The organism is Georgenia sp. Z1344 (genome assembly GCF_049856295.1).
In the GTDB taxonomy this organism is placed as follows: Bacteria; Actinomycetota; Actinomycetes; order Actinomycetales; family Actinomycetaceae; genus JB111.
On the sequence record NZ_JBNDMZ010000001.1, the window covers coordinates 161,113 to 180,338 of the forward strand.

The following is a 19,226-nucleotide window of genomic DNA, read 5'->3' on the forward strand; positions in this document are numbered from 1 at the left end:
CGTCGTAGACGCTCTTTACGGGGGGGGGCCAGCCCAGGAGGTGGTGTTTTGGTCCCCCACCCCGCGGTAGCAGCACAACCATCGACCCGTGGAGGTCCCCATGGCCGACTCCGGCCGCGCGCGCCGGCTCGCCGAGCGCATCCAGCAGATCGTCGCCCGCATGCTCGACACGCGGATCAAGGACCCGCGCCTCGGGTTCGTCACGGTCACCGACGTCCGGGTGACGGGTGACCTCCAGCACGCCACCGTCTTCTACACCGTCTACGGCTCCGACGAGGACCGGGCCGGCACCGCGGCGGCGCTGCGGTCCGCGACGGGCATCATCCGCTCCGAGGTCGGCAAGCAGACGGGCGTGCGCCTCACGCCCACGCTCGAGTTCGTCCTCGACGCCCTGCCGGCCACCGCCCAGGATCTCGCCGACCGCCTGGCCGAGGTCAAGCTGCGCGACGAGCAGATCGCCGCTGCAGCCGCCGGCGCCACGTACGCCGGGGAAGCCGACCCGTACAAGGCGTCCCGCGAGGAGTCCGACGACGACGAGCTCGACGACGAGGCGATCGGTGACGGGCGGGACGACGTCTCGGCCGGTGTTGGCGAGGACGACAACGCGCACGACGACGACACCCCCGCCGCTCCTGCGCGCTCGGGCGAGGACCTCGAGGTCGTCGGTGAGATCGACGGCGACGAGGACGTCTACCGGAGCCCGGACGTCGACGGCCCTGCCGCGCACCCCTTCGACGCCGCGGCGGAGTCCGCGCCCGGCGACGGTGCCGGCTCGACCGACGGTGCCGGCTCTCCCGACGCCACGGACGCGCCCGGCAGCCCTGACGCGCCCGGCACCGGCCGCGACTGAGGGCCGCGTGCAGTTCCCGCGCGGGAGCGCGACGGCCGCGGACGGCGTCCTGCTCGTCGACAAGCCCCAGGGGCTGACGAGCCACGACGTCGTCGCCCGGGTGAGGCGCATGGCCGCCACCCGCAAGGTGGGGCACGCCGGGACCCTCGACCCGATGGCGACGGGCCTGCTCGTCCTCGGCGTCGGCCGCGCCACGCGGCTGCTCACCTATGTGGTCGGGGCGGACAAGACGTACGAGGCGACGATCCGCCTCGGCGTCGCGACGACCACCGACGACGCCGAGGGAGAGGCGACGGCCTCTCCGGGGGCCAGTGCCGACGTCGTGGGGGAAGGGCTGCCCGCCGCTCTTGCGAAGCTGACCGGGGTGATCGCCCAGGTCCCGTCGGCGGTCTCGGCGATCAAGGTCGACGGGAAGCGCGCCTACGCGCGGGTCCGCGACGGGGAGGACGTCGAGCTCGAGGCGCGCGAGGTGACCGTCCACGAGCTGGACGTCGTGCGCAAGGTGCGCTCCGGCGTCGTGCCCCCGGGTGAACCTGGCGAGGGGACCGCGGTCGTCGACGTCGACGTGCGTGTCCGGTGCTCCTCGGGCACCTACGTGCGGGCGGTCGCGCGCGACCTCGGGGCGGCGCTCGGCACCGGCGGGCACCTGACGGCGCTGCGGCGCACGGCGGTCGGGCCCTTCGACGTCGGCGAGGGGCGCACGCTCGAGGAGATGGCAGAGTCGCTCGGCGAGGCGCGGGCGGCCGAGTCCGGGGTCGTCGCCGGTGAGGTGACTGGTGACGGCGGTGGTGGTGGTGCCGAAGCCGGGACTGTCGGGGTCGGGGCTGATGGTGTCGGCGCCGGAGGGACGGCACGGTCCGCAACGACGGGTGACGGCGTCCTCGAGACGCTGCCGGCCGGGCTCCTCGCCCGCCGTCTCTTCCCTGTCCGTGATCTCACCGACGCCGAGACCACGGCCGTGCGGTACGGGCAGCGCATCGAGGCGAGCGGTCTCACGGACGACGGCGCGGCTGGTGCGTCGGATGGCGAGTCGAGCGGGGCGTCGTCCGGTGCGTTGTCCCGCGTTGCCGCTGCGGACACGGACGCGGGTGGGTCGGGTGGTTCCGGCGTCGTCGCCGCCTTCGCGCCCGCCGGGCACCTCGTGGCCCTCCTCTCCGACGAGCGACGGAAGGCCCGTCCGGTCCTCGTGCTGGATCCGGCCTGATAGAGGTATCGAGCGGCCTCGCCGTGCGGTGAGTGCGCGGGGATTCGTCGCTTGCCCGACGGGGCCTGAGCGTGACTCCGCGCGAGCTGCTCATACGGCACGCACGAGGGATGCCGGCCGATTCTCGACCGGGACCGAGCGACCGGCTGATGCACGCGAGTCCACATGTTTGCCCAGGTCACGGCCATCCACAGATGTGCCTCGAGCCCTTGCCGTTGTCGGTGGTACCCCGTAACGTGGCCGTTGATCGAACACAAGTTCGAGCGATGGGTGACTGGCCGCGATCATCGCGGTGGGTCCACGATCATGTGGGGGAGGTGTCGACGATGACGTTGGATGAGGCGGACGTGCGCGGTGTGGGCGCCTTCCCGAGCGACCCGCTGGAGGACCTCCACGTCGCGATCCAGGACGAGCCTCTGGTCGAGCAGCTGAGCAAGTCCCGGGTGGAGCACCTCGACGCGCCCCCGGTCGACCCCCTGGTTGATCACCTGGATACGCCCTCGGTCGACCCTCTGGTTGATCACCTGGTCGAGGCTGAGAACGAGCCCCAGGACGTGGCAACCGTCCTCACTCCCACGATCGATGCCGCTGACGTGCGGGCGCTCCTGCCTGCACTCACGCGCATGACGCGTGCCTCCGAGCAGGAGGCGATCGACCACATCCAGCTCTTCGAGCGGCTCAAGGCGGTGGCGTCGGCGGGGCAGGCGATGGCGGCATCGGACCTTGCGCGGATGCGGGCCGAGGCCGAGGAGGAGAGGGGGGTGCCCTTCGAGGATCGCGGCAGGGGCCTGGCGGCCGAGGTGGCGCTGGCCCGTAAGGAGCCGGCGCGGCGTGGTTCCCAGCACCTCGGGCTCGCGAAGACGCTTGTCGACGAGCTGCCGTGCACCCTCGAGCTCATGCGTCAGGGTCTCGTCTCCGAGTGGCGCGCGACGATCCTCGCCCGCGAGACGGTGGGCCTGTCCGTCGAGGATCGGCAGCGGGTCGACCTGGCACTCGCGGACGACCTTCCGAACTGGGGCGACAAGCAGATCCGGGACCATGCGCGGAAGAAGACGCAGGAGCTCGACGACGAGGCCGCCCTGCTCCGGCACCGCCGTGAGCGGACCAGCCGCCGCGTCAGCGTGCGGCCCGCCAACGGCTCGATGGCCTACCTGTCGGCCTACCTCCCCATGACCGAGGCCGTGCGGGTCTACGCCTCGCTCACCGAGCAGGCGGCGTCGATCGTCACCGCCGGTGAGTCCGGCGAGCGGACCGCGAACCAGGTGGCGGCGGACCTCCTCGTCGAGCACGTCACCGGTGCGTCCGCGAGCGAGCCGCGGGACATCGATCTCACGGTCGTCTTGACGGACAAGACCCTGGCGGGCGCGGACGAGCCCGCGTGGCTGCCCGGTCAGGGTCCGCTGTCCGCGTCGGTGGCGCGGGACCAGGTGCGGGAGGCGAGGAACGTCTGGTTCCGGCGCCTGTGGACCGACCCGGAGACGGGCGGCGCCGTCCGCATGGAGTCGCGCAGGCGCACCTTCGACGGCCAGCTGCGCAAGTTCGTGCTCCTGCGGGACGACTCGTGCACCGAGCCGTTCTGCGACGCCCCCGCGGAGCACGTCGACCACGCCGACCCGCACGCCCAGGGCGGCAGGACGCGCGCCGACAACGCCTCCGGCCTGTGCGCCACGCACAACTACGCCAAGCAGAACCCCGGGTGGCGACAGGCCATGGACGGTGAGCAGCTCGACGTCTGGACTCCCACCGGCCACCGGTACCGGGTCCCGAGATCGCCGTTCCCCTACCGGCTCAGACCGCTACCACCGCTGATGACCAAGGAACGCCACGAGCAGCTGAAGGACCGGGTGGCCGCGCGCGTCCGCCGCTTCGACGAGCTCTCGGAGGCGGCGCTCGAAGCCGAGCGTGCGGGAGTTGAACCGCCCTCCGACGGCGAACCACAGGGCGAACTGGATCCCTAGGTTGGCCGCGTGCGTGACGGAGTGCGACGACTCATCGCCCGACCCGGGTGGCGGGGGAGCGCCTACCCGTGCGTCCCGGTCGTGCTCGCCACGGCGACCCGCTCGGCGCTGACGAGGTCGAGGATCGCCTTCACGCCGGGCAGTGCGCGCCCGGGGCCGGTGGCGAGATAGCCGGGCCGGTGGATCTCCGGCGCGTCGGGATCGCCGTCGATGACGAGGTGGTCGACCGTGCCCCCGGCCGACCGCACGAGGTGGGCGCCGGCGGAGACGTCCCACGGCGTCGTGCGCAGGCCGAACGTCGCGTCGAGGCGCCCGGCGGCGACGAGGGCGAGCTCCGCGGCGCCGGCCCCGAGCGAGCGCACCGCGCCGACCGTGGTGAGGAGCTGGGCGAGGTGCGTGAGCGTGGCCGGGTGGTCGAGGTCCCGCACGCCCGGGTACCCGGTGGACAGCACGGACTCGATGTCGGTCCGCTGGACGGGGCCGGGCACGCGGGTGTGCTCGTCCGTCGTCGGGCTCCCGTCGAGGGGATGGGTGAGGACGTGGCAGCCGTCGTCGCCGGCGAAGACCTCGAGCCCCAGCTCGGGCATGCGCACGACGGCGGCCACCGTCTCGTCGCCCACCTGTGCCGCGATCGACGTGCAGTAGACGGGCACCCCGGCCGCGAAGTTCGACGTGCCGTCGATCGGGTCGACGACGAACGTCACGACGCCCGGCGGCGTCGGGTAGAGGGAAGGGGTGGGGGAGCTGTCGGTCGCGGAGCCGCCGTCGTGCGTCGTCGAGATGCCTGCCGGAACGTTGAGGCCCCCCTCCTCGCCCAGCACGCGAGCGTCCGGCACGTGCCGGCGCAGCACCTCGATGGCGATCTCCTCGCTGCGCCGGTCGTGGACGGTGACGATGTCGTGGGCGTCGCGCTTGAGCTCGCGCTCCGCCGCCGCGCCCGTGACGCCGACGAGGTAGTCGCAGATCCGGTCCGCCGCGTCACGGACGGCGGCGAGCAGATCCGCGGGTGACGGGGCGGACCCCGCGGCGTCGACGGGGGATTCCTGGGACTCGAGGGACTTTGGGGCGTCGGCGTGACCGGGCGAGGTGGCGCGCATGGCCTCACGCTAGCGGCCGGCCCGGCGGGGCGCGCTGCGCTCCTGGGCACGCCGACTGCCGTCACGCTCACGCTCACACCCACGTTCACGATCGCCGCTCGCACTCACACGTCGTCATTGGCCACTCGCCACTCGCCACTCGCTACTCGCACTCGCCGCTCGCCGCTCGCCACTCGCCGCTCGCCGCTCGCCACTCGCCGCTCGACATCGCTTCCAGGAAACGCCCAGACGACTCCCACGCAGCTATCGGCCACCTCCCAGAGATCTGGCAGCGCACCACGGGATCCCTCCCAGAGTGGCCATGCACTCTCTGCCTCACACCGGGACCCACAACGGGCCCGCTGCGAGAAGGAGAACGCCATGGCCACCGGAGCCCCCGAACCGACCACCACCCCCGACGGCCCCGCCTACGAGGGCCGTCTCCTCGTCCGCCCCGACGACGAGGTCGTCGACCAGGGCGTCGGCTTCGACGTCGGCACCCTGCTCAGCCGCCGCAACGTCCTCGCCCTCGTGGGGGCAGGCGCGGGGGCGACCTTGCTGGCGGCGTGCTCGCCATCGGGCTCGGACTCCTCGACCGCCGGCGACTCCGTCACGGTGGGTGGCGAGAGCGCGACCGACAGCGCCTCCGCCGGCACGCGCACCGCCTCCGCCGGCACGGGCACCGCCTCCGCCGGCACGGGCACCTCCTCCACGAGCACGGTCCTGCCCGCCGCCGAGATCCCCGACGAGACCGCCGGCCCCTACCCCGGCGACGGCTCCAACGGCCCCGACGTCCTCGAGGAGTCCGGCATCGTCCGCTCGGACATCCGACCCAACATCGGCGAGACCACCACGGTCGATGGCGTCGCGCTCACCTTCACGATCCGCGTCACCGACATGGCGAACAACGACGCGCCGTTCGAGGGCGCCGCCGTGTACGCCTGGCACTGCAACGGCCTCGGCGAGTACTCGATGTACTCCTCCGGCGTCGAGGAGGACACCTGGCTCCGCGGCGTGCAGGTGGCCGACGCCAAGGGGGACGTGACCTTCACGTCGATCGTGCCGGGCTGCTACGCCGGTCGCTGGCCGCACATCCACTTCGAGGTCTACCCGGACGTCGACTCGATCACGGACGCCGAGAACGCGATCGCCACGTCGCAGCTCGCGATCCCGGAGGCGATCCTCGGCGACATCTACGCGCTCGACGCCTACTCGGGCTCGGGCCAGAACCTCGCCGGGGTCACGCTCTCGACGGACGGCATCTTCGGCGACGACACCGAGGACCTCCAGATGCCCGTGGTCACCGGCGACCTCGACACCGGGTTCATCGCGACGATCGTCGCCCGCGTGGACACGACCACCGAGCCGACCGGCGGCATGGGCGGCGGTGACATGCCTGGCGGTGGCATGCCCGGTGGCGGCACTCCGCCCGGTGGCGGTACCCCGCCCGAGGGCGGCCCCGGCGGCACGCCCGGTGACACCTCGACCGACGGGTCCTGAACCGGCACGCCCCCCGACCTTCTTCCTCCCGCTCGACCCACCGAAAGAGAGACCGACATGCTCCGCAACCTCACGGGCTGGCACGCCCTCATCATCCTCGCCACGATCCTCCTGCTGTTCGGCGCCTCGAAGCTGCCGGCGCTCGCCCGCAGCGTCGGCCAGTCCGTGCGCATCCTCAAGAAGGAGGCCGGGACCGACGAGTCGTCCGGTGATACGGGCAACGTGACGGCCCTGCCCGACGTCGGACACCCCGGTGCGTCCCGCGCAGGCTCCGCGGCGGGCACGGCGTTCGACGGCACGGCAGTGCCTGACGTCGGAGACCCAGGTATGTCCCGCGCGCCGACCGTGCTGGTCGCGGCGAACGACGCAGGTCCGGCGTCGTCGGCGGGTATGCCACGCGAGAACGTGACTCCGTCCCCCGAGGTCGCGGGCGGGACTGGGCGGATCGCGTCGTGACCGCAGCCCCCGCCGCGACGGGGAACCGGATGCCGCTCGCGGGGCACGCCCGCGAGGCGCGCGACCGGATGCTCCGCTCGGTGGTGGCGCTCGCGGTCGGCACGTGCGGCGGCTTCGTCCTGGCGGACCCGCTGCTCGACCTCATGCGGGCGCCGCTCGCCGAGCTCACCGAGTCGCACGTGACCGCGCTCAACCACTCCAGCCTCACCGGGGCGTTCGACCTGACGGTCCGGCTCGCCATCGTCTCCGGCCTCGTCCTGGCGGCGCCGGTGTGGATCTACGAGGCGCTCGCCTTCCTGCTCCCGGGCCTCACGAGGCGCGAGCGTCGGTTCGTCCTCGCCTCGCTCGCGGGCGCCCTGCCGCTGTTTCTCGCCGGCTGCCTCGCCGGCCTGCTGCTCTTCCCGCACATGGTGCAGCTGCTGGTCGAGATCTCGTCGACGGAGGACCTCACCCTGCTCGATGCCTCCGGGTACGTGAGCTTCGTGCTCAAGGTGGTCCTGACGACCGGTGTCGCGTTCACCCTGCCCGTGGCGGTCGTCGTGCTCAACGCGCTCGGCGTCCTCCCGGCGCGTCTCCTCGCGCGGACGTGGCGGGTGGTCGTCGTGGTGATCGTCGTGTTCAGCGCCCTCGTCGCCCCCGCCGCCGACCTGCTGTCGATGGCGCTCGTGGCAGTGACGATGTCCGCGCTGTTCGGGGCCGCGTACGTGATCGCGCTCGTGCACGACCGGATCGCCGCGCGGCGGGCGCTCGCCAAGGGCGGGGGCACCGGCGCCAACGAGGTGCATGCCGCGAGTGGGGTGCCCGCTGCGGGCGGGGTGGATGCTGCGGACCGGGTGCTCGGTGCGGACCGGGTGCTCGTTGCGGACCGGGTGCTCGTTGCGGACCGGGTGCTCGGTGCGGACCGGGTGCTCGTTGCGGACCGGGTGCTCGGTGCGGACGCGGCGGACGACGCTGATCGTGCACAGCACTCGATCTCGGGAGGTGGATCATGACCATCGGGCTCAGCCTGGAGAAGCTGGTCGTCGTGCTGGCGCTGACGAGTTTCGTCATCGGGCCGGCGCGACTGCCGGGATATGTCGCACGGCTGGCCGAGATCGTGCGGGGCGTGCGCGCCTACGTCGAGGCGACGCGCACCCGGACTGAGGACGAGCTCGGCGTGCCGCTCGCGGTCGACCAGTGGCGCGACGCCGCACGGCGCTACGACCCGCGCCGCGTGGTGCGCGACGCGCTCGTGGAGCCGGCTGAACCCGCCCAGCCTGTCCAGCACGCCCATCACGCCGGGGCCGCTAGGCCTGCCGAGCCTGCCGAGCCCGCCGGGGCCGCTGAGCCCGCGGTTCACGCCGAGCCTGCCGAGCCCGCCGGGGCCGCTGAGCCCGCGGTTCACGCCGAGCCGGCCGAGCCCGCATGGCGTTGGGTGATCGCGGGCGGGAGCTCGGGCCACCCGCGTCGGATCCGCGTGCCGGTCGAGGTGAGGTCCGAGGCAGGGAATGCCGAGGGGGGAGGCCGCGAGGATTCGGCCGGCGGGTCTGCCGGCGTGCCCGCCGCCGACGCGCCTCCCGGCGACGACTCCGTCGCCCACGCCGACGCCGCCCCGGCACCGACCACCCGACGGGCCGCCCCCGCAGGAGAACTACAGTGACCCTGCGGCGCGACGCGTCGCCCCCGGCAGGGGCACGCACACGGAGAGGCCGACGGTGCAGGTCTGGCACGGCACGGACGAGATCCCCGAGAACCTGGGGCCGATCGTCCTCACCGTCGGAGTCTTCGACGGCGTCCACCGGGGGCACCGCGCGTTGCTCGCTGCGACGGTCGCCGAGGCCGAGCGGCGCGGGCTGCCCGCCGTCGCGCTGACGTTCGACCCGCACCCGGCCCAGGTGCACCGGCCGGAGGACGACCTCGTCCTCGTGGCCAACGCCGCCGACCGGATCGCACGCCTCTCGGCGCTCGGCCTCGACGGCGTCCTCGTCCAGCACTACGACCTCGACTTCGCGTCGGCCGGCCCCGAGGAGTTCGTCACCGAGTACCTCAGGCGCGACCTCGACGTCGCGTGCCTCGTGGTGGGCGAGGACGTCCGGTTCGGCAAGGACAACGCCGGCGACGCCGAGGTGCTGCGCGAGCTGAGCGACCGCCTGGGCATGGGCCTCGTGCTCGTGGCCGAGGTCGCGTGCGACCTCACGGGCCGCCGCTGGTCCTCGACCTGGATCCGCCAGTCGCTCGCCGAGGGCGACGTCCACCAGGCCGCCCGCATCCTCGGTCGGCCCCATCGCCTCCGCGGCGTCGTCGTGCGGGGATTCCGCCGTGGTCGGGAGCTCGGCTACCCGACGGCGAACCTCGCCCCCGACGACCTCGGTGTGGTGCCCGCCGACGGCGTGTACGCAGGCTGGCTGCTCCCGGGGCCGTTCGAGTCCCCGGGCGCGGCCGACGCCGGGGCGACCCGCCTGCCCGCCGCCATCTCGGTGGGCACCAACCCCACGTTCGACGGCACCGAGCGCACCGTCGAGGCCCACGTCCTCGGCCGCACCGACCTCGACCTGTACGACGAGGAGGTCGTCGTCGAGTTCGTCGCGCACCTGCGGCCGATGGTCGCGTTCGACGGCATCGAGCCGCTGCTCGTGCAGATGCGCGCCGACGTCGAGGACGCGGCCGGCATCCTCGGAGTCCCGGTCCCGCCGGACCTCGCGCCGGGCTCGGTCACCGCGACCTGAGTCGCGGGTCCGACGGCGCACGGCTCGCGACGTGGGGGAGAGGTGGGACGACGGGCCGACGACGACGAACGGCCGGCGACGATCCTCCGCTGCCTCGTCGCCCGGTCCCCACGCCGACGCCGGACCGCTGCTCGCGGCGGTTCGCCGTCGGGTCGTCAGGCTGCCGCGAGAGCCGGCTCGAGGAGGCGACCGTCGGCGATGCGTGCGACGGCGTCGACGCCCCCGAGGGTGGACTCGTCGTGGCTGACGAGCAGCGTCGCGGCGCCGGCCGCGCGCGTGAGCTCGGTGACGAGGTCGACGATCTGCGTGCCCCGCTCGTGGTCGAGGGCCGAGGTCGGCTCGTCGACGAGGAGGACGGCGGGATCCCCGACGAGCGCCCGGGCGATGTTGACCCGCTGACGCTGGCCGCCGGAGAGCTGGTGCGGCCGTCGACCCAGCTCGCTGCCGAGGCCGACGCGCGTGAGCATCCGGGCGGCCCGCTCCCGCGCCGCCGTCATGTCGCCGCCGCGCATGTGCGTCCGGACGGTGAGCTGCTCGATCGCGGTGAGGCTCGGCAGGAGTCGCGGCTGCTGGAAGACGATGCCGATGCTCGTCCGGCGCAGCTCGGCGCGCTCGCGCTCGCCAAGCGACCGGCCACCACCCGTGACGACGCGGTCGCCGATCCGGACGAGACCGGCGTCGGGGAGCGTGAGGGTCGCGGCGACGGCGAGGAGGCTGGACTTGCCGGAGCCAGACGGGCCGAGCAGCGCCGTCGTCGTGCCGGCGGGGACCGAGAGCGAGACGTCGTCGACTGCGGTGAGCCGGCCGCCCCCGTCGGGGTAGGTGAGCGTGACGTGCTCGAGCGTGAGGCCGGCGGCGGAGGCCGAGGCTCGGCTTGGGTCGGGGGCGGCGCTGCGGGCGGCGCTGGAGTTGGAGGCGGAGTCGACGGCTGGCGTGGTGGGCCGAGTGGGCATGGTGGTCACGGCGGGAACCCTTCTGGTGGGTGGCGGAAGGTCGGTCGTCGACGCCGTCAGCGCGGCGGACGGGGAGTCGGGCGGCGGGTGGGGAGTGAGGCGGCGGGCGAGATCGCGTGTGGCGGAGACTCGGTCGTCAGGAGGCGCTGAGTGCCGCGTGGGGATCGACGGACGCGAGGCGGCGCAGCGCGAGCCCGGCGCCGAGCAGGCCGAGGCCGACGAGGATCGCGACGGGCAGCACGGTGGTCGTCCATCCGACGGCGACCGGCATGACCCCGGAGATCGCCCACGCCGTCGCCGTGGCGAGGCCGGAGCCGAGGACGGTCCCGGCGAGCAGGACGACGGTGGCCTGACCGAGGGCGTCGCGCATGAGGTAGCCCGTCGAGGCGCCGAGGGCCTTGAGGACCGCGACGTCGTCGGACCGGCTGATCGTCCACACGGTGAAGAACGAACCGACGACGAGGGCCGAGATCGCGTAGAGGAAGCCCTGCATCATCATCAGCGAGCCGTTCTCCGAGGAGTACGAGCCGATGGCCTGGAGCGAGTCGCCGCGCGAGACCGTCATGGTCCCGGCCTCGGCGTCGAGGGCCGCGAGGTCGGCGCCCGAGGTCGTCAGGGCGAGGACGGTGGCGACGTCTCGGCCGGCGGCGGGACCGCCGGTCCCGCCGCCCGCACCGCCGTCGCCGCCGTCCGCACCGCCGTCGCCTCCGCGCGACGGCGAGCCGACGGCCTGCCAGTCCGCGAGCGTCGTCCACACGACCGGCGTGTGGGAGAAGCTTGCGTCCACGTCCGCCACCCCGGCCACGACGAGCTCCTGGCCCGCGACGGCGAGGGTGTCGCCGGCTGCGGCGTCGAGCTCCTCGGCCGCGCCGCCCGAGAGCCAGGTCGAGCCGTCGGCGAGGTCGACACCCTCGGGCAGGACCGACGCACCGGGCTCGGCACCGAGGACCGTGACGCTCGCGGTGGTGCCGCCGACCGCCGACCGCGTGGTGGCGACCCCGAGGGGGTCGACCGCCTCGACGCCGTCCGCGCCGGCGAACGCCTCCCGCTGCGCGGCGTCGACCTGCGAGGACGTGAAGCTCGGCTCCTCGCCGGAGCCGAACGCGAGGTGGTCGGCCGGCAGGTCGGCGATCGCGGACGTCGACTCGCGGGCGAGCCCGGAGGTGAGCGCGGACAGGAAGGTGACGAGGAAGGTGATGAGGACGACGACGCCCGTCATGAGGGCGAAGCGTCCCGAGGCGAATCGAAGGTCGCGCCAGGCGACGAACACGGGGACTCCTTGGATGGTGGGGCGGTGCGCGGGGCACCGGGTCGGTGAGGACCCCAGGCTCGCGCCGACCGCCCCGGTCCCACATCGGCCGTGGTGGACGCTTCCGGGTGCCGCGAGGTGCACGCCGACCTCCACCCTTTGGCCGATCCGGACGGCACGCCCGCTCCGTACTGTGGGCCGGTGACCGCCACGCCCGCACCCGGACGGCGAGCCGCGCGCACCATGCAGGTTGGGCTCGACCTGCTCGCGCTCATGCTCGCCGCGCTCGTCGTGTGGCGGGGCGAGGGCGCCGCGCCCCTCGGCATCGCGTTCGCCCTCGTCCACGTCGTGGGTCGGCTCGCGCTGGGCCCGGTCGTCACCGTCGGTGGGCACGCCCAAGCCACAGAGAACCACCGCGCCGCCGGGACCGATCGGCCACCGCGGACGCCCCGGCCGTGGGCCCAGCTCGCCTGGGTGGGCGTCCTCACCGCGCTCGCGATCGCCGCGGGCGTGCTGAGCGTCGAGGGCATCTGGCTCGCGTTCCCCGTCTTCCTCCTCCAGCTGCACGTCCTGCCCGCCGCGGCCGGCATCGTCGCGGTCGCGCTCACCACGGTGGTCACCGTGACCATCGGCGTTCTACGCCATGGGTCCGGGGTCGGCGGCGTGCTCGGGCCGGTGCTCGGCGCCGCGGTGTGCGTCGGCGTGGTCCTCGGCGTCCGGGCGGTCCTCGCGGAGGCCGAGCAGCGTCGCGAGCTCCTCGAGGACCTCGTGGCCGCCCGGCAGGTGCTCGCCGAGCGCGAGCGTGCCGCCGCGGTGACCGCCGAGCGGCAGCGCCTGGCGCGCGAGATCCATGACAGCCTCGCCCAGGGCCTGGCCTCGATCGAGCTCGTCCTGCGCGCCGCCGACGGCGCGCTCGCCGCCGGAGACACCAACCGGGCCACCGATCTCGTCGACACCGCCCGGACCGCCGCCCGCGACAACCTCGCCGAGGCCCGCGCCTTCGTCCGTGACCTCCCGTCCCCGCTCGTGGACACCGGCCTGCACGACGCCGTCACGCGCCTCGGTGAGCAGACCTCGCGCGGCAGCGGGGTCCGGGTCGACGTCACCGTCACCGGCGACGAGCGGCCCCTGCCGGGGGTGGTCGAGCAGGCCCTGTGGCGCGTGGCCCAGCAGGCGCTCGCCAACGCCGTCGAGCACGCGGAGGCGACTCGGGCGCACGTCACGCTCACCTACCTCGGCGACTCCGTCGCGCTCGACGTGGTCGACGACGGCTCCGGGTTCGACCCCACGCGCGTGCTCAGGGCCGCAGATCCGCCTCGCGCGTTCGACGCCGGGGAACTCGGCCGGGTGCCCGACGCCGACACCAAGGCAGACTCCGTCGACCACAATCACGACCACGACCACGACCACGAGGACGCCGACGGCCGGGGGACGGGCCTCGCCGGGATGGCGGACCGGTTGCGCGCCGTCGGCGGGTCGCTCACCGTGGAGTCGGCGCCCGGTTCCGGCACCGCGATCGGGGCGGCGGTGCCGCTGTGACCGACCAGGTGGTCCGGATCGTCCTCGTCGACGACCATCCGGTCGTGCGCGCCGGCCTGCGCGCGGTCCTCGAGGCCGAACCGGACCTCGACGTCCTCGCCGACGTGCCGGACGGGGACGCGCTCGACGAGGTGCTGGCCGCCGGGCGGAGCGTCGACGTCGTGCTCATGGATCTTCAGCTCGGGGCGGGACGGCCCGACGGCGCCGCCGTCACGCGCCGGGTGGTCGCGTCCGGCGGCCCGCCCGTGCTCGTGGTGACGACCTACGACACGGAGGCCGACATCCTCGCCGCGCTCGACGCGGGTGCCGTCGGCTATCTGCTCAAGGACGCGCCGACCGAGCAGCTCGTGGCCGGTGTGCGCGCCGCCGCGCAGGGCCGCACCGCCCTCGACCCGTCCGTGCAGGACCGGCTGGTCGGCCGGATGCGTTCGCCGGGCACCGCGCTCACGCCCCGCGAGCTCGAGGTGGTCGACCGGCTCGCGCGGGGGGAGTCGAACGACCAGATCGCCGCCGCGCTGTTCCTCTCGCGCGCCACCGTGAAGTCCCACCTCGCGCACGTGTACGCCAAGCTCGGGGTGGAGAGCCGGACGGCGGCCGTCGCGCGGGCCCGGGAGCGCGGGCTGCTGCGGGGGTGAGACATGGTGCGGCGGGCCCGACGGGCCCGGCCGCCGGTGGTCCGGGGCTGCTGCGGGAGTGACTGCTGGTGGCCGGGCTCACGCCGACCGGCCCGGCTGTGCGCGGCCTCCTTGCTAGGATGGTCGTTGCCGTCAAGCCGGCCACGGACGCGTCATGCCCGGGAGAACATGCCCCGGAGCTCCGTGCAACGAACCGAACTGGAGACACATGGCCCTCTCGAAGGACGTCAAGCAGCAGATCATCGCCGAGTACGCGACCCATGAGGGCGACACCGGTTCCCCCGAGGTCCAGGTCGCGATGCTCTCGCGCCGGATCAAGGACCTCACCGAGCACTTCAAGGGCCACAAGCACGACCACCACTCGCGTCGTGGGCTCATGCTCCTCATCGGCCAGCGCAAGCGTCTGCTCGCGTACCTCGCCGAGGAGGACATCGAGCGCTACCGCGCGCTCATCGCGCGTATCGGCCTGCGCCGCTGACGTCACCGGCCCCGGGCCCCTCACGGGGACCGGGGCCGATCTGCGACCCACCCGATCTGCGAGACAACTGAATCCACCGCAGCACACCGCCGCACCAGGCCGTTCGTCCGGTCCTCGGTAGTGGCCTCCGGAAGCGCACGAGCGCCGTCCGTGGGCCTCGATCGATGACCGTCGGAGGTCGGCGCGGCACGACCGACAAAGGAGGCCCCCATGGAGGGACCCGAGATCACCGCGGCCGAGGCCGTCATCGACAACGGCCGCTTCGGTACGCGCACCGTCCGCTTCGAGACCGGCCGTCTCGCGCGCCAGGCCGCCGGCTCCGCCGTCGCCTACCTCGACGAGGAGACGATGGTGCTGTCCGCCACGACGGCGAGCAAGCACCCCAAGGACCACTTCGACTTCTTCCCGCTCACCGTCGACATCGAGGAGCGCCAGTACGCCGCCGGCAAGATCCCCGGCGCGTTCTTCCGCCGCGAGGGCCGCCCGTCGACCGACGCGATCCTCGCCTGCCGCCTCATCGACCGCCCGCTGCGCCCCTCGTTCGTCAAGGGCCTGCGCAACGAGATCCAGGTCGTCGGCACCGTCTTCGCCGTCCACCCGGACGACGCCTACGACGTCGTGGCGATGAACGCCGCGTCGATGTCGACCCAGATCGCCGGCCTGCCCTTCTCCGGCCCGATCGGCTCCGTGCGCATCGCGCTGGTGGAGGACACGTGGGTCGCGTTCCCGCGCTACTCCGAGCTCGAGCGCGCCGTCTTCTCGATGGTCGTCGCCGGCCGTCGCGTGGAGACCAAGGACGGCGCCGACATCGCCGTCATGATGGTCGAGGCCGAGGCATCGGACAACGTGTTCGACCTCGTCGCCGCCGGCGCCACGAAGCCGACCGAGGAGGTCGTCTCGCAGGGCCTCGAGGCCGCGAAGACCTTCATCGGCGCGCTGTGCGACGCCCAGTCCGAGCTCGCCGCCACCACGTCGAAGCCGACCGGCGACTTCCCGCTCTTCCCGGACTACGCCGACGACGCCTTCACCGCCGTCGAGGCCCACGTCCGCGAGGACGTCGCGCAGGCGATCCAGATCCCCGGCAAGGCCGACCGCGAGTCGCGCCAGGAAGAGATCCGCCACACGATGCTCGAGGCGCTCGGCGAGCAGTTCGAGGGCCGCGAGAAGGAGCTCTCCGCCGCGTACCGGTCCGTCACGAAGCAGGCCGTGCGTGCGCGCGTGCTCACCGAGGGCGTCCGCATGGACGGCCGCGGGCTCAAGGACATCCGCACCCTGTCCGCCGAGGTCGAGGTCCTGCCCCGCGTCCACGGCTCGGCGCTGTTCGAGCGCGGCGAGACCCAGATCCTCGGGGTCACCACGCTCAACATGCTCAAGATGGAGCAGCAGATCGACTCGCTGTCGCCCGTCACCAAGAAGCGCTACTTGCACCACTACAACTTCCCGCCCTACTCGACCGGTGAGACCGGACGCGTGGGGTCGCCGAAGCGTCGCGAGATCGGGCACGGCGCCCTCGCCGAGCGCGCGCTCGTGCCGGTGCTGCCGAACCGCACCGAGTTCCCCTACGCGATCCGTCAGGTCTCCGAGGCCCTCGGGTCCAACGGCTCGACGTCGATGGGCTCGGTCTGCGCCTCGACCCTCGCCATGCTCAACGCCGGTGTGCCGCTGCGCGCCCCGGTCGCCGGCATCGCCATGGGCCTGATGTCCGACGAGGTCGACGGCGAGACCCGCTTCGCGGCCCTGACCGACATCCTCGGCGCCGAGGACGCCTACGGCGACATGGACTTCAAGGTCGCCGGCACGCGCGAGCTCGTCACCGCCATCCAGCTCGACACGAAGCTCGACGGCCTCCCGGCCTCCGTGCTCACCGGCGCGCTGACCCAGGCCCGCGACGCCCGCCTCTACATCCTCGACGTGATGAACGAGGCCATCGACGCCCCGGACGAGATGGCCCCGACGGCGCCGCGCATCATCACCGTCCAGGTCCCGGTCGACAAGATCGGCGAGGTCATCGGCCCCAAGGGCAAGATGATCAACCAGATCCAGGAGGACACCGGCGCGGACATCTCGATCGAGGACGACGGCACCGTATTCATCGGTGCGGTCGACGGCCCGTCCGCCGAGGCGGCGCGCCAGGCCATCAACTCGATCGCCAACCCGCAGATGCCGGAGATCGGCGAGCGGTTCGTCGGCACGGTCGTCAAGACCACGTCGTTCGGCGCGTTCGTCTCGCTGACCCCCGGCAAGGACGGCCTGCTGCACATCTCGCAGGTCAAGCGCCTCGTCGGCGGCCGCCGCATCGACTCCGTCGAGGAGGTCCTGCAGGTCGGGGCCAAGGTGCAGGTCGAGCTCGCCGAGATCGACCCGCGCGGCAAGCTCTCGCTGCACGCCGTGGTCGAGGGTGACGAGGGTGGTCAGGCCGGCGACGGCGCCTCCGCCTCGTCCGACTCCGACGGCGGTGCCCAGGACGACGCCGAGAAGCCGGCCCGTCGTGAGCGCGCGCCGCGCGAGCGTCGCCCGCGCACGCGGACCCGCAGCTCGGAGAACGACTCCTCCGACGAGTGAGGGGACTGCCCCGCACGAAGGAGGGGAGCGTTCCTCACGAGTGCGGGGAGTGGAGTGTTCGCCACGAGCCGGGCGATGCCTGGCGAGTGAGCGGATATCCGCTCGACGAGTGAGCACGACGTGAGTACCGACCGGGGGTCGGGCCCTACGGGGCCCGGCCCCCGTCGTCGTGCCGGGGACCAGATGTCAGGGAGCGGCGGCGGGAAAGTCGGAACCCGGCACGACGGCGACACCCGGTGCACGGACCGACCCGGCTCGCGGGTGGGCCGGGGCCCCGTTCCGCGGCCGCCGACCTAGGATTGATCGATGCCCAGCGACCCTCGCATCTCCGCCGGCCACGCCCCGCGTGCCGGCTCCGACGCCCGAACTTCCGACGCCCGACCGAACGACGGCGGACCGACGGCCGACCGCTCCGGTCGCGGCTCCCGCCCGACCGACTCTGGTCCCGCCAACTCTCGTCCCACCGACACCCGGTCCGACCACGGCCGGGGCCCTCGTTCGTCGGGCTCGCGGGGGAGCGACGGCCGAGCCGGTGACGCCCGAGGCGGACGACGGGGTGCCGGACCGTCCACGGCGGAGTCCGGGGCGCGGCCCCTCGTCGTCGCCCCCGCCGGCTCGCCCGGCACCGAGCTGACCTGGGAGGCCGGTGGCACGCTCGCCCGCCGCTCGGTCCTGCCCGGCGGCGTGCGGGTGCTCACCGAGCAGGTCCCGGGCCAGCGGTCGGTGGCGCTCGGGGCGTGGATCGCCGTCGGCGCCCGCGACGAGACCGGCGGGCACTTCGGCTCCACCCACGTCCTCGAGCACCTGCTGTTCAAGGGAACGGAGCGACGCAGCGCGTTCGACATCGCCGAGGCGTTCGATGCCGTCGGTGGGGAGTCCAACGCGGCGACCGGCCAGGAGTCGACCTGCTACCACGCGCGGGTGCTCGACACGGACGCCCCGCTCGCGCTCGACGTCATCACCGACATGATCACCTCCGCCACCCTCGACCCGGCCGAGTTGGAGAACGAGCGGGGCGTCATCCTCGACGAGCTCGCCGCGGCGGAGGACGACGCCCAGGACGTCGCGCACGAGCGCTTCGCCACCGCGGTCCTCGGGACGCACCCGCTCGGTCGGCCCGTCGGCGGCACGCCCGAGTCGGTGCGCGCGCTGCCGCGCGACGTCGTCGCCGAGCACTACCGCTCGTACTACCGCCCCGACGAGCTCGTCCTGACCGCCGCCGGTTCGCTCGACCACGACGAGCTGTGCGAGCGGCTGACCGACCTGCTCGAGCGCGGCGGCTGGGAGCTCGACCCCGCGGCCGCTCCGGCCCCCCGCCGGAGCGCGCACGACCCGATGCGCGGGCGGCCCGGGGTGGCCGACGCCGGGACGGGTGCCGGTGCCGTGACCGGGGCGGGATCGGCGGCCGGGGCGGGATCGGCGGCCGGGACCGAGGCCGAGCCCGGGAGCGCCGCCGTGAGCCGCGCCGTCACCGTCGTGCGCGCCACCGAGCAGGCGCACGTCGTCATCGGGGCCCCCGCGCTGCGGGCCGGCGACCCGCGACGCTGGGCCCTTGCCCTGGCCACGACCATCCTCGGCGGCGGCATGAGCTCGCGGCTGTTCCAGGAGGTCCGGGAGCGCCGGGGACTCGCCTACAGCACCTACGCCTGGTCCACCTCCTACGCCGAGGCCGGGTATGCGGGGCTGTACGCGGGCTGCGCGCCCGACGCGGTGCCGGAGGTCGCGACCCTGCTCGCCGGCACCCTCGCGGACCTCGCGGGCGACGGGCCGACCGCGGCCGAGCTGGCCCGCGCCAAGGGGCAGCTGCGGGGCGGCCTCGTGCTCGGGCTCGAGGACAACGGGGCGCGGATGTCGCGCCTCGGTTCCGCCGAGATCGTCCGTGGCGAGCTGACGAGCGTCGACGCGACGATCGAGCTCATCGACGCCGTGACCGCGCAGGAGGTGGCGGACATGTGCGCGTTCATCGCCGCCGGCGACCGCGCCGCCACCGTGGTCGGACCGGTGGCCCCGGACGCCGCGGACGGCCTGCTCGGGTAGGGCGGACCCGGGGGCCGCGCGGGT

Annotated in this window: 16 protein-coding genes and 1 pseudogene; 14 read left to right on the top strand and 3 right to left on the bottom strand. The window is 73.9% G+C overall.

The annotated features are described in order from the left end of the window. The first annotated feature begins 88 nt into the window (after positions 1-88). The 4 genes and pseudogenes from rbfA (at position 89) to ACPYO6_RS00805 (ending at position 4,012) form a co-directional block, all read left to right on the top strand. Positions 89-850 carry a 30S ribosome-binding factor RbfA gene (gene rbfA / locus ACPYO6_RS00790; RefSeq protein WP_425712979.1) on the top strand — a complete coding sequence of 254 codons (762 nt, stop codon included), beginning with the start codon at positions 89-91 and terminating at the stop codon, positions 848-850. 7 nt (positions 851-857) lie between these two features. Continuing rightward, positions 858-1,577 (top strand): annotated as a pseudogene (gene truB, locus ACPYO6_RS00795) (tRNA pseudouridine(55) synthase TruB); the annotation flags it as partial. Further along, complete coding sequence (locus ACPYO6_RS00800) at positions 1,563-2,054, top strand: hypothetical protein (protein WP_425713188.1); 492 nt, start codon at positions 1,563-1,565, stop codon at positions 2,052-2,054. The pseudogene truB and the gene ACPYO6_RS00800, both read left to right, overlap by 15 nt. Before the next feature lie 326 nt (positions 2,055-2,380). Continuing rightward, positions 2,381-4,012, top strand: a complete 1,632-nt coding sequence (locus ACPYO6_RS00805; RefSeq protein WP_425712980.1) for an HNH endonuclease — start codon at positions 2,381-2,383, stop codon at positions 4,010-4,012. Positions 4,013-4,074: 62 nt separating this feature from the next. Here the strand turns inward: ACPYO6_RS00805 and ACPYO6_RS00810 are convergent, their stop codons facing one another. Beyond that, a complete protein-coding gene (locus ACPYO6_RS00810) occupies positions 4,075-5,109 on the bottom strand; it encodes an inositol monophosphatase family protein (RefSeq protein WP_425712981.1) in 1,035 nt (344 codons plus the stop codon). A 360-nt stretch (positions 5,110-5,469) separates the two neighbouring features. Here ACPYO6_RS00810 and ACPYO6_RS00815 point away from each other — a divergent pair, with 360 nt between their 5' ends. From ACPYO6_RS00815 to ACPYO6_RS00835, 5 genes are read left to right on the top strand one after another with little or no spacing between them, the layout of a single operon-like run. Then, on the top strand, positions 5,470-6,588 hold the full coding sequence (locus ACPYO6_RS00815; protein ID WP_425712982.1) for a 3,4-dioxygenase subunit beta: 1,119 nt from the start codon (positions 5,470-5,472) through the stop codon (positions 6,586-6,588). A 57-nt stretch (positions 6,589-6,645) separates the two neighbouring features. After that, a complete protein-coding gene (locus ACPYO6_RS00820) occupies positions 6,646-7,044 on the top strand; it encodes a Sec-independent protein translocase subunit TatA/TatB (protein WP_425712983.1) in 399 nt (132 codons plus the stop codon). Beyond that, on the top strand, positions 7,041-8,036 hold the full coding sequence (gene tatC, locus ACPYO6_RS00825) for a twin-arginine translocase subunit TatC (RefSeq protein ID WP_425712984.1): 996 nt from the start codon (positions 7,041-7,043) through the stop codon (positions 8,034-8,036). Before ACPYO6_RS00820 ends, tatC begins: the two co-directional genes overlap by 4 nt. Next, positions 8,033-8,683 (top strand): Sec-independent protein translocase subunit TatA/TatB, encoded by a 651-nt coding sequence (locus ACPYO6_RS00830; protein ID WP_425712985.1) that lies wholly within the window; start codon positions 8,033-8,035, stop codon positions 8,681-8,683. Before tatC ends, ACPYO6_RS00830 begins: the two co-directional genes overlap by 4 nt. 55 nt (positions 8,684-8,738) lie before the next feature. Next, positions 8,739-9,749 (top strand): bifunctional riboflavin kinase/FAD synthetase, encoded by a 1,011-nt coding sequence (locus ACPYO6_RS00835; RefSeq protein ID WP_425712986.1) that lies wholly within the window; start codon positions 8,739-8,741, stop codon positions 9,747-9,749. Positions 9,750-9,904: 155 nt separating this feature from the next. Here ACPYO6_RS00835 and ACPYO6_RS00840 read toward each other — a convergent pair whose 3' ends face one another. Continuing rightward, the gene (locus ACPYO6_RS00840; protein WP_425713189.1) at positions 9,905-10,702 is read right to left on the bottom strand and encodes an ABC transporter ATP-binding protein; all 798 of its coding nucleotides are present in this window, start codon (positions 10,700-10,702) and stop codon (positions 9,905-9,907) included. 136 nt (positions 10,703-10,838) lie between these two features. Then, entirely contained in the window at positions 10,839-11,972 is a 1,134-nt protein-coding gene (locus ACPYO6_RS00845; RefSeq protein WP_425712987.1) for an FtsX-like permease family protein, read from the bottom strand. Positions 11,973-12,152: 180 nt separating this feature from the next. Here ACPYO6_RS00845 and ACPYO6_RS00850 point away from each other — a divergent pair, with 180 nt between their 5' ends. From ACPYO6_RS00850 to ACPYO6_RS00870, 5 genes are all read left to right on the top strand, one after another. Then, positions 12,153-13,490, top strand: coding sequence for a sensor histidine kinase (locus ACPYO6_RS00850; RefSeq protein ID WP_425712988.1), 1,338 nt, complete (start codon positions 12,153-12,155; stop codon positions 13,488-13,490). Next, a complete protein-coding gene (locus ACPYO6_RS00855; protein WP_425712989.1) occupies positions 13,487-14,125 on the top strand; it encodes a response regulator in 639 nt (212 codons plus the stop codon). Before ACPYO6_RS00850 ends, ACPYO6_RS00855 begins: the two co-directional genes overlap by 4 nt. A 208-nt stretch (positions 14,126-14,333) precedes the next feature. Beyond that, the gene (gene rpsO, locus ACPYO6_RS00860) at positions 14,334-14,603 is read left to right on the top strand and encodes a 30S ribosomal protein S15 (RefSeq protein WP_425712990.1); all 270 of its coding nucleotides are present in this window, start codon (positions 14,334-14,336) and stop codon (positions 14,601-14,603) included. Between the two features lie 210 nt (positions 14,604-14,813). Next, a complete protein-coding gene (locus tag ACPYO6_RS00865) occupies positions 14,814-17,165 on the top strand; it encodes a polyribonucleotide nucleotidyltransferase (protein ID WP_425712991.1) in 2,352 nt (783 codons plus the stop codon). 306 nt (positions 17,166-17,471) lie between these two features. Further along, entirely contained in the window at positions 17,472-19,202 is a 1,731-nt protein-coding gene (locus ACPYO6_RS00870; RefSeq protein WP_425712992.1) for an insulinase family protein, read from the top strand. The last annotated feature ends 24 nt before the right edge of the window (positions 19,203-19,226 follow it).

Bases quoted from the DNA above. Each gene is read 5' to 3' on its own strand.
- ACPYO6_RS00800 (WP_425713188.1), top strand. From the start codon at position 1,563: ATGGCAGAGTCGCTCGGCGAGGCGCGGGCGGCCGAGTCCGGGGTCGTC.
- ACPYO6_RS00805 (WP_425712980.1), top strand. From the start codon at position 2,381: ATGACGTTGGATGAGGCGGACGTGCGCGGTGTGGGCGCCTTCCCGAGC.
- ACPYO6_RS00815 (WP_425712982.1), top strand. From the start codon at position 5,470: ATGGCCACCGGAGCCCCCGAACCGACCACCACCCCCGACGGCCCCGCC.
- ACPYO6_RS00810 (WP_425712981.1), bottom strand. From the start codon at position 5,109: ATGCGCGCCACCTCGCCCGGTCACGCCGACGCCCCAAAGTCCCTCGAG.
- ACPYO6_RS00820 (WP_425712983.1), top strand. From the start codon at position 6,646: ATGCTCCGCAACCTCACGGGCTGGCACGCCCTCATCATCCTCGCCACG.
- ACPYO6_RS00870 (WP_425712992.1), top strand. From the start codon at position 17,472: ATGCCCAGCGACCCTCGCATCTCCGCCGGCCACGCCCCGCGTGCCGGC.
- ACPYO6_RS00840 (WP_425713189.1), bottom strand. From the start codon at position 10,702: ATGCCCACTCGGCCCACCACGCCAGCCGTCGACTCCGCCTCCAACTCC.
- rpsO (WP_425712990.1), top strand. From the start codon at position 14,334: ATGGCCCTCTCGAAGGACGTCAAGCAGCAGATCATCGCCGAGTACGCG.
- ACPYO6_RS00830 (WP_425712985.1), top strand. From the start codon at position 8,033: ATGACCATCGGGCTCAGCCTGGAGAAGCTGGTCGTCGTGCTGGCGCTG.
- ACPYO6_RS00865 (WP_425712991.1), top strand. From the start codon at position 14,814: ATGGAGGGACCCGAGATCACCGCGGCCGAGGCCGTCATCGACAACGGC.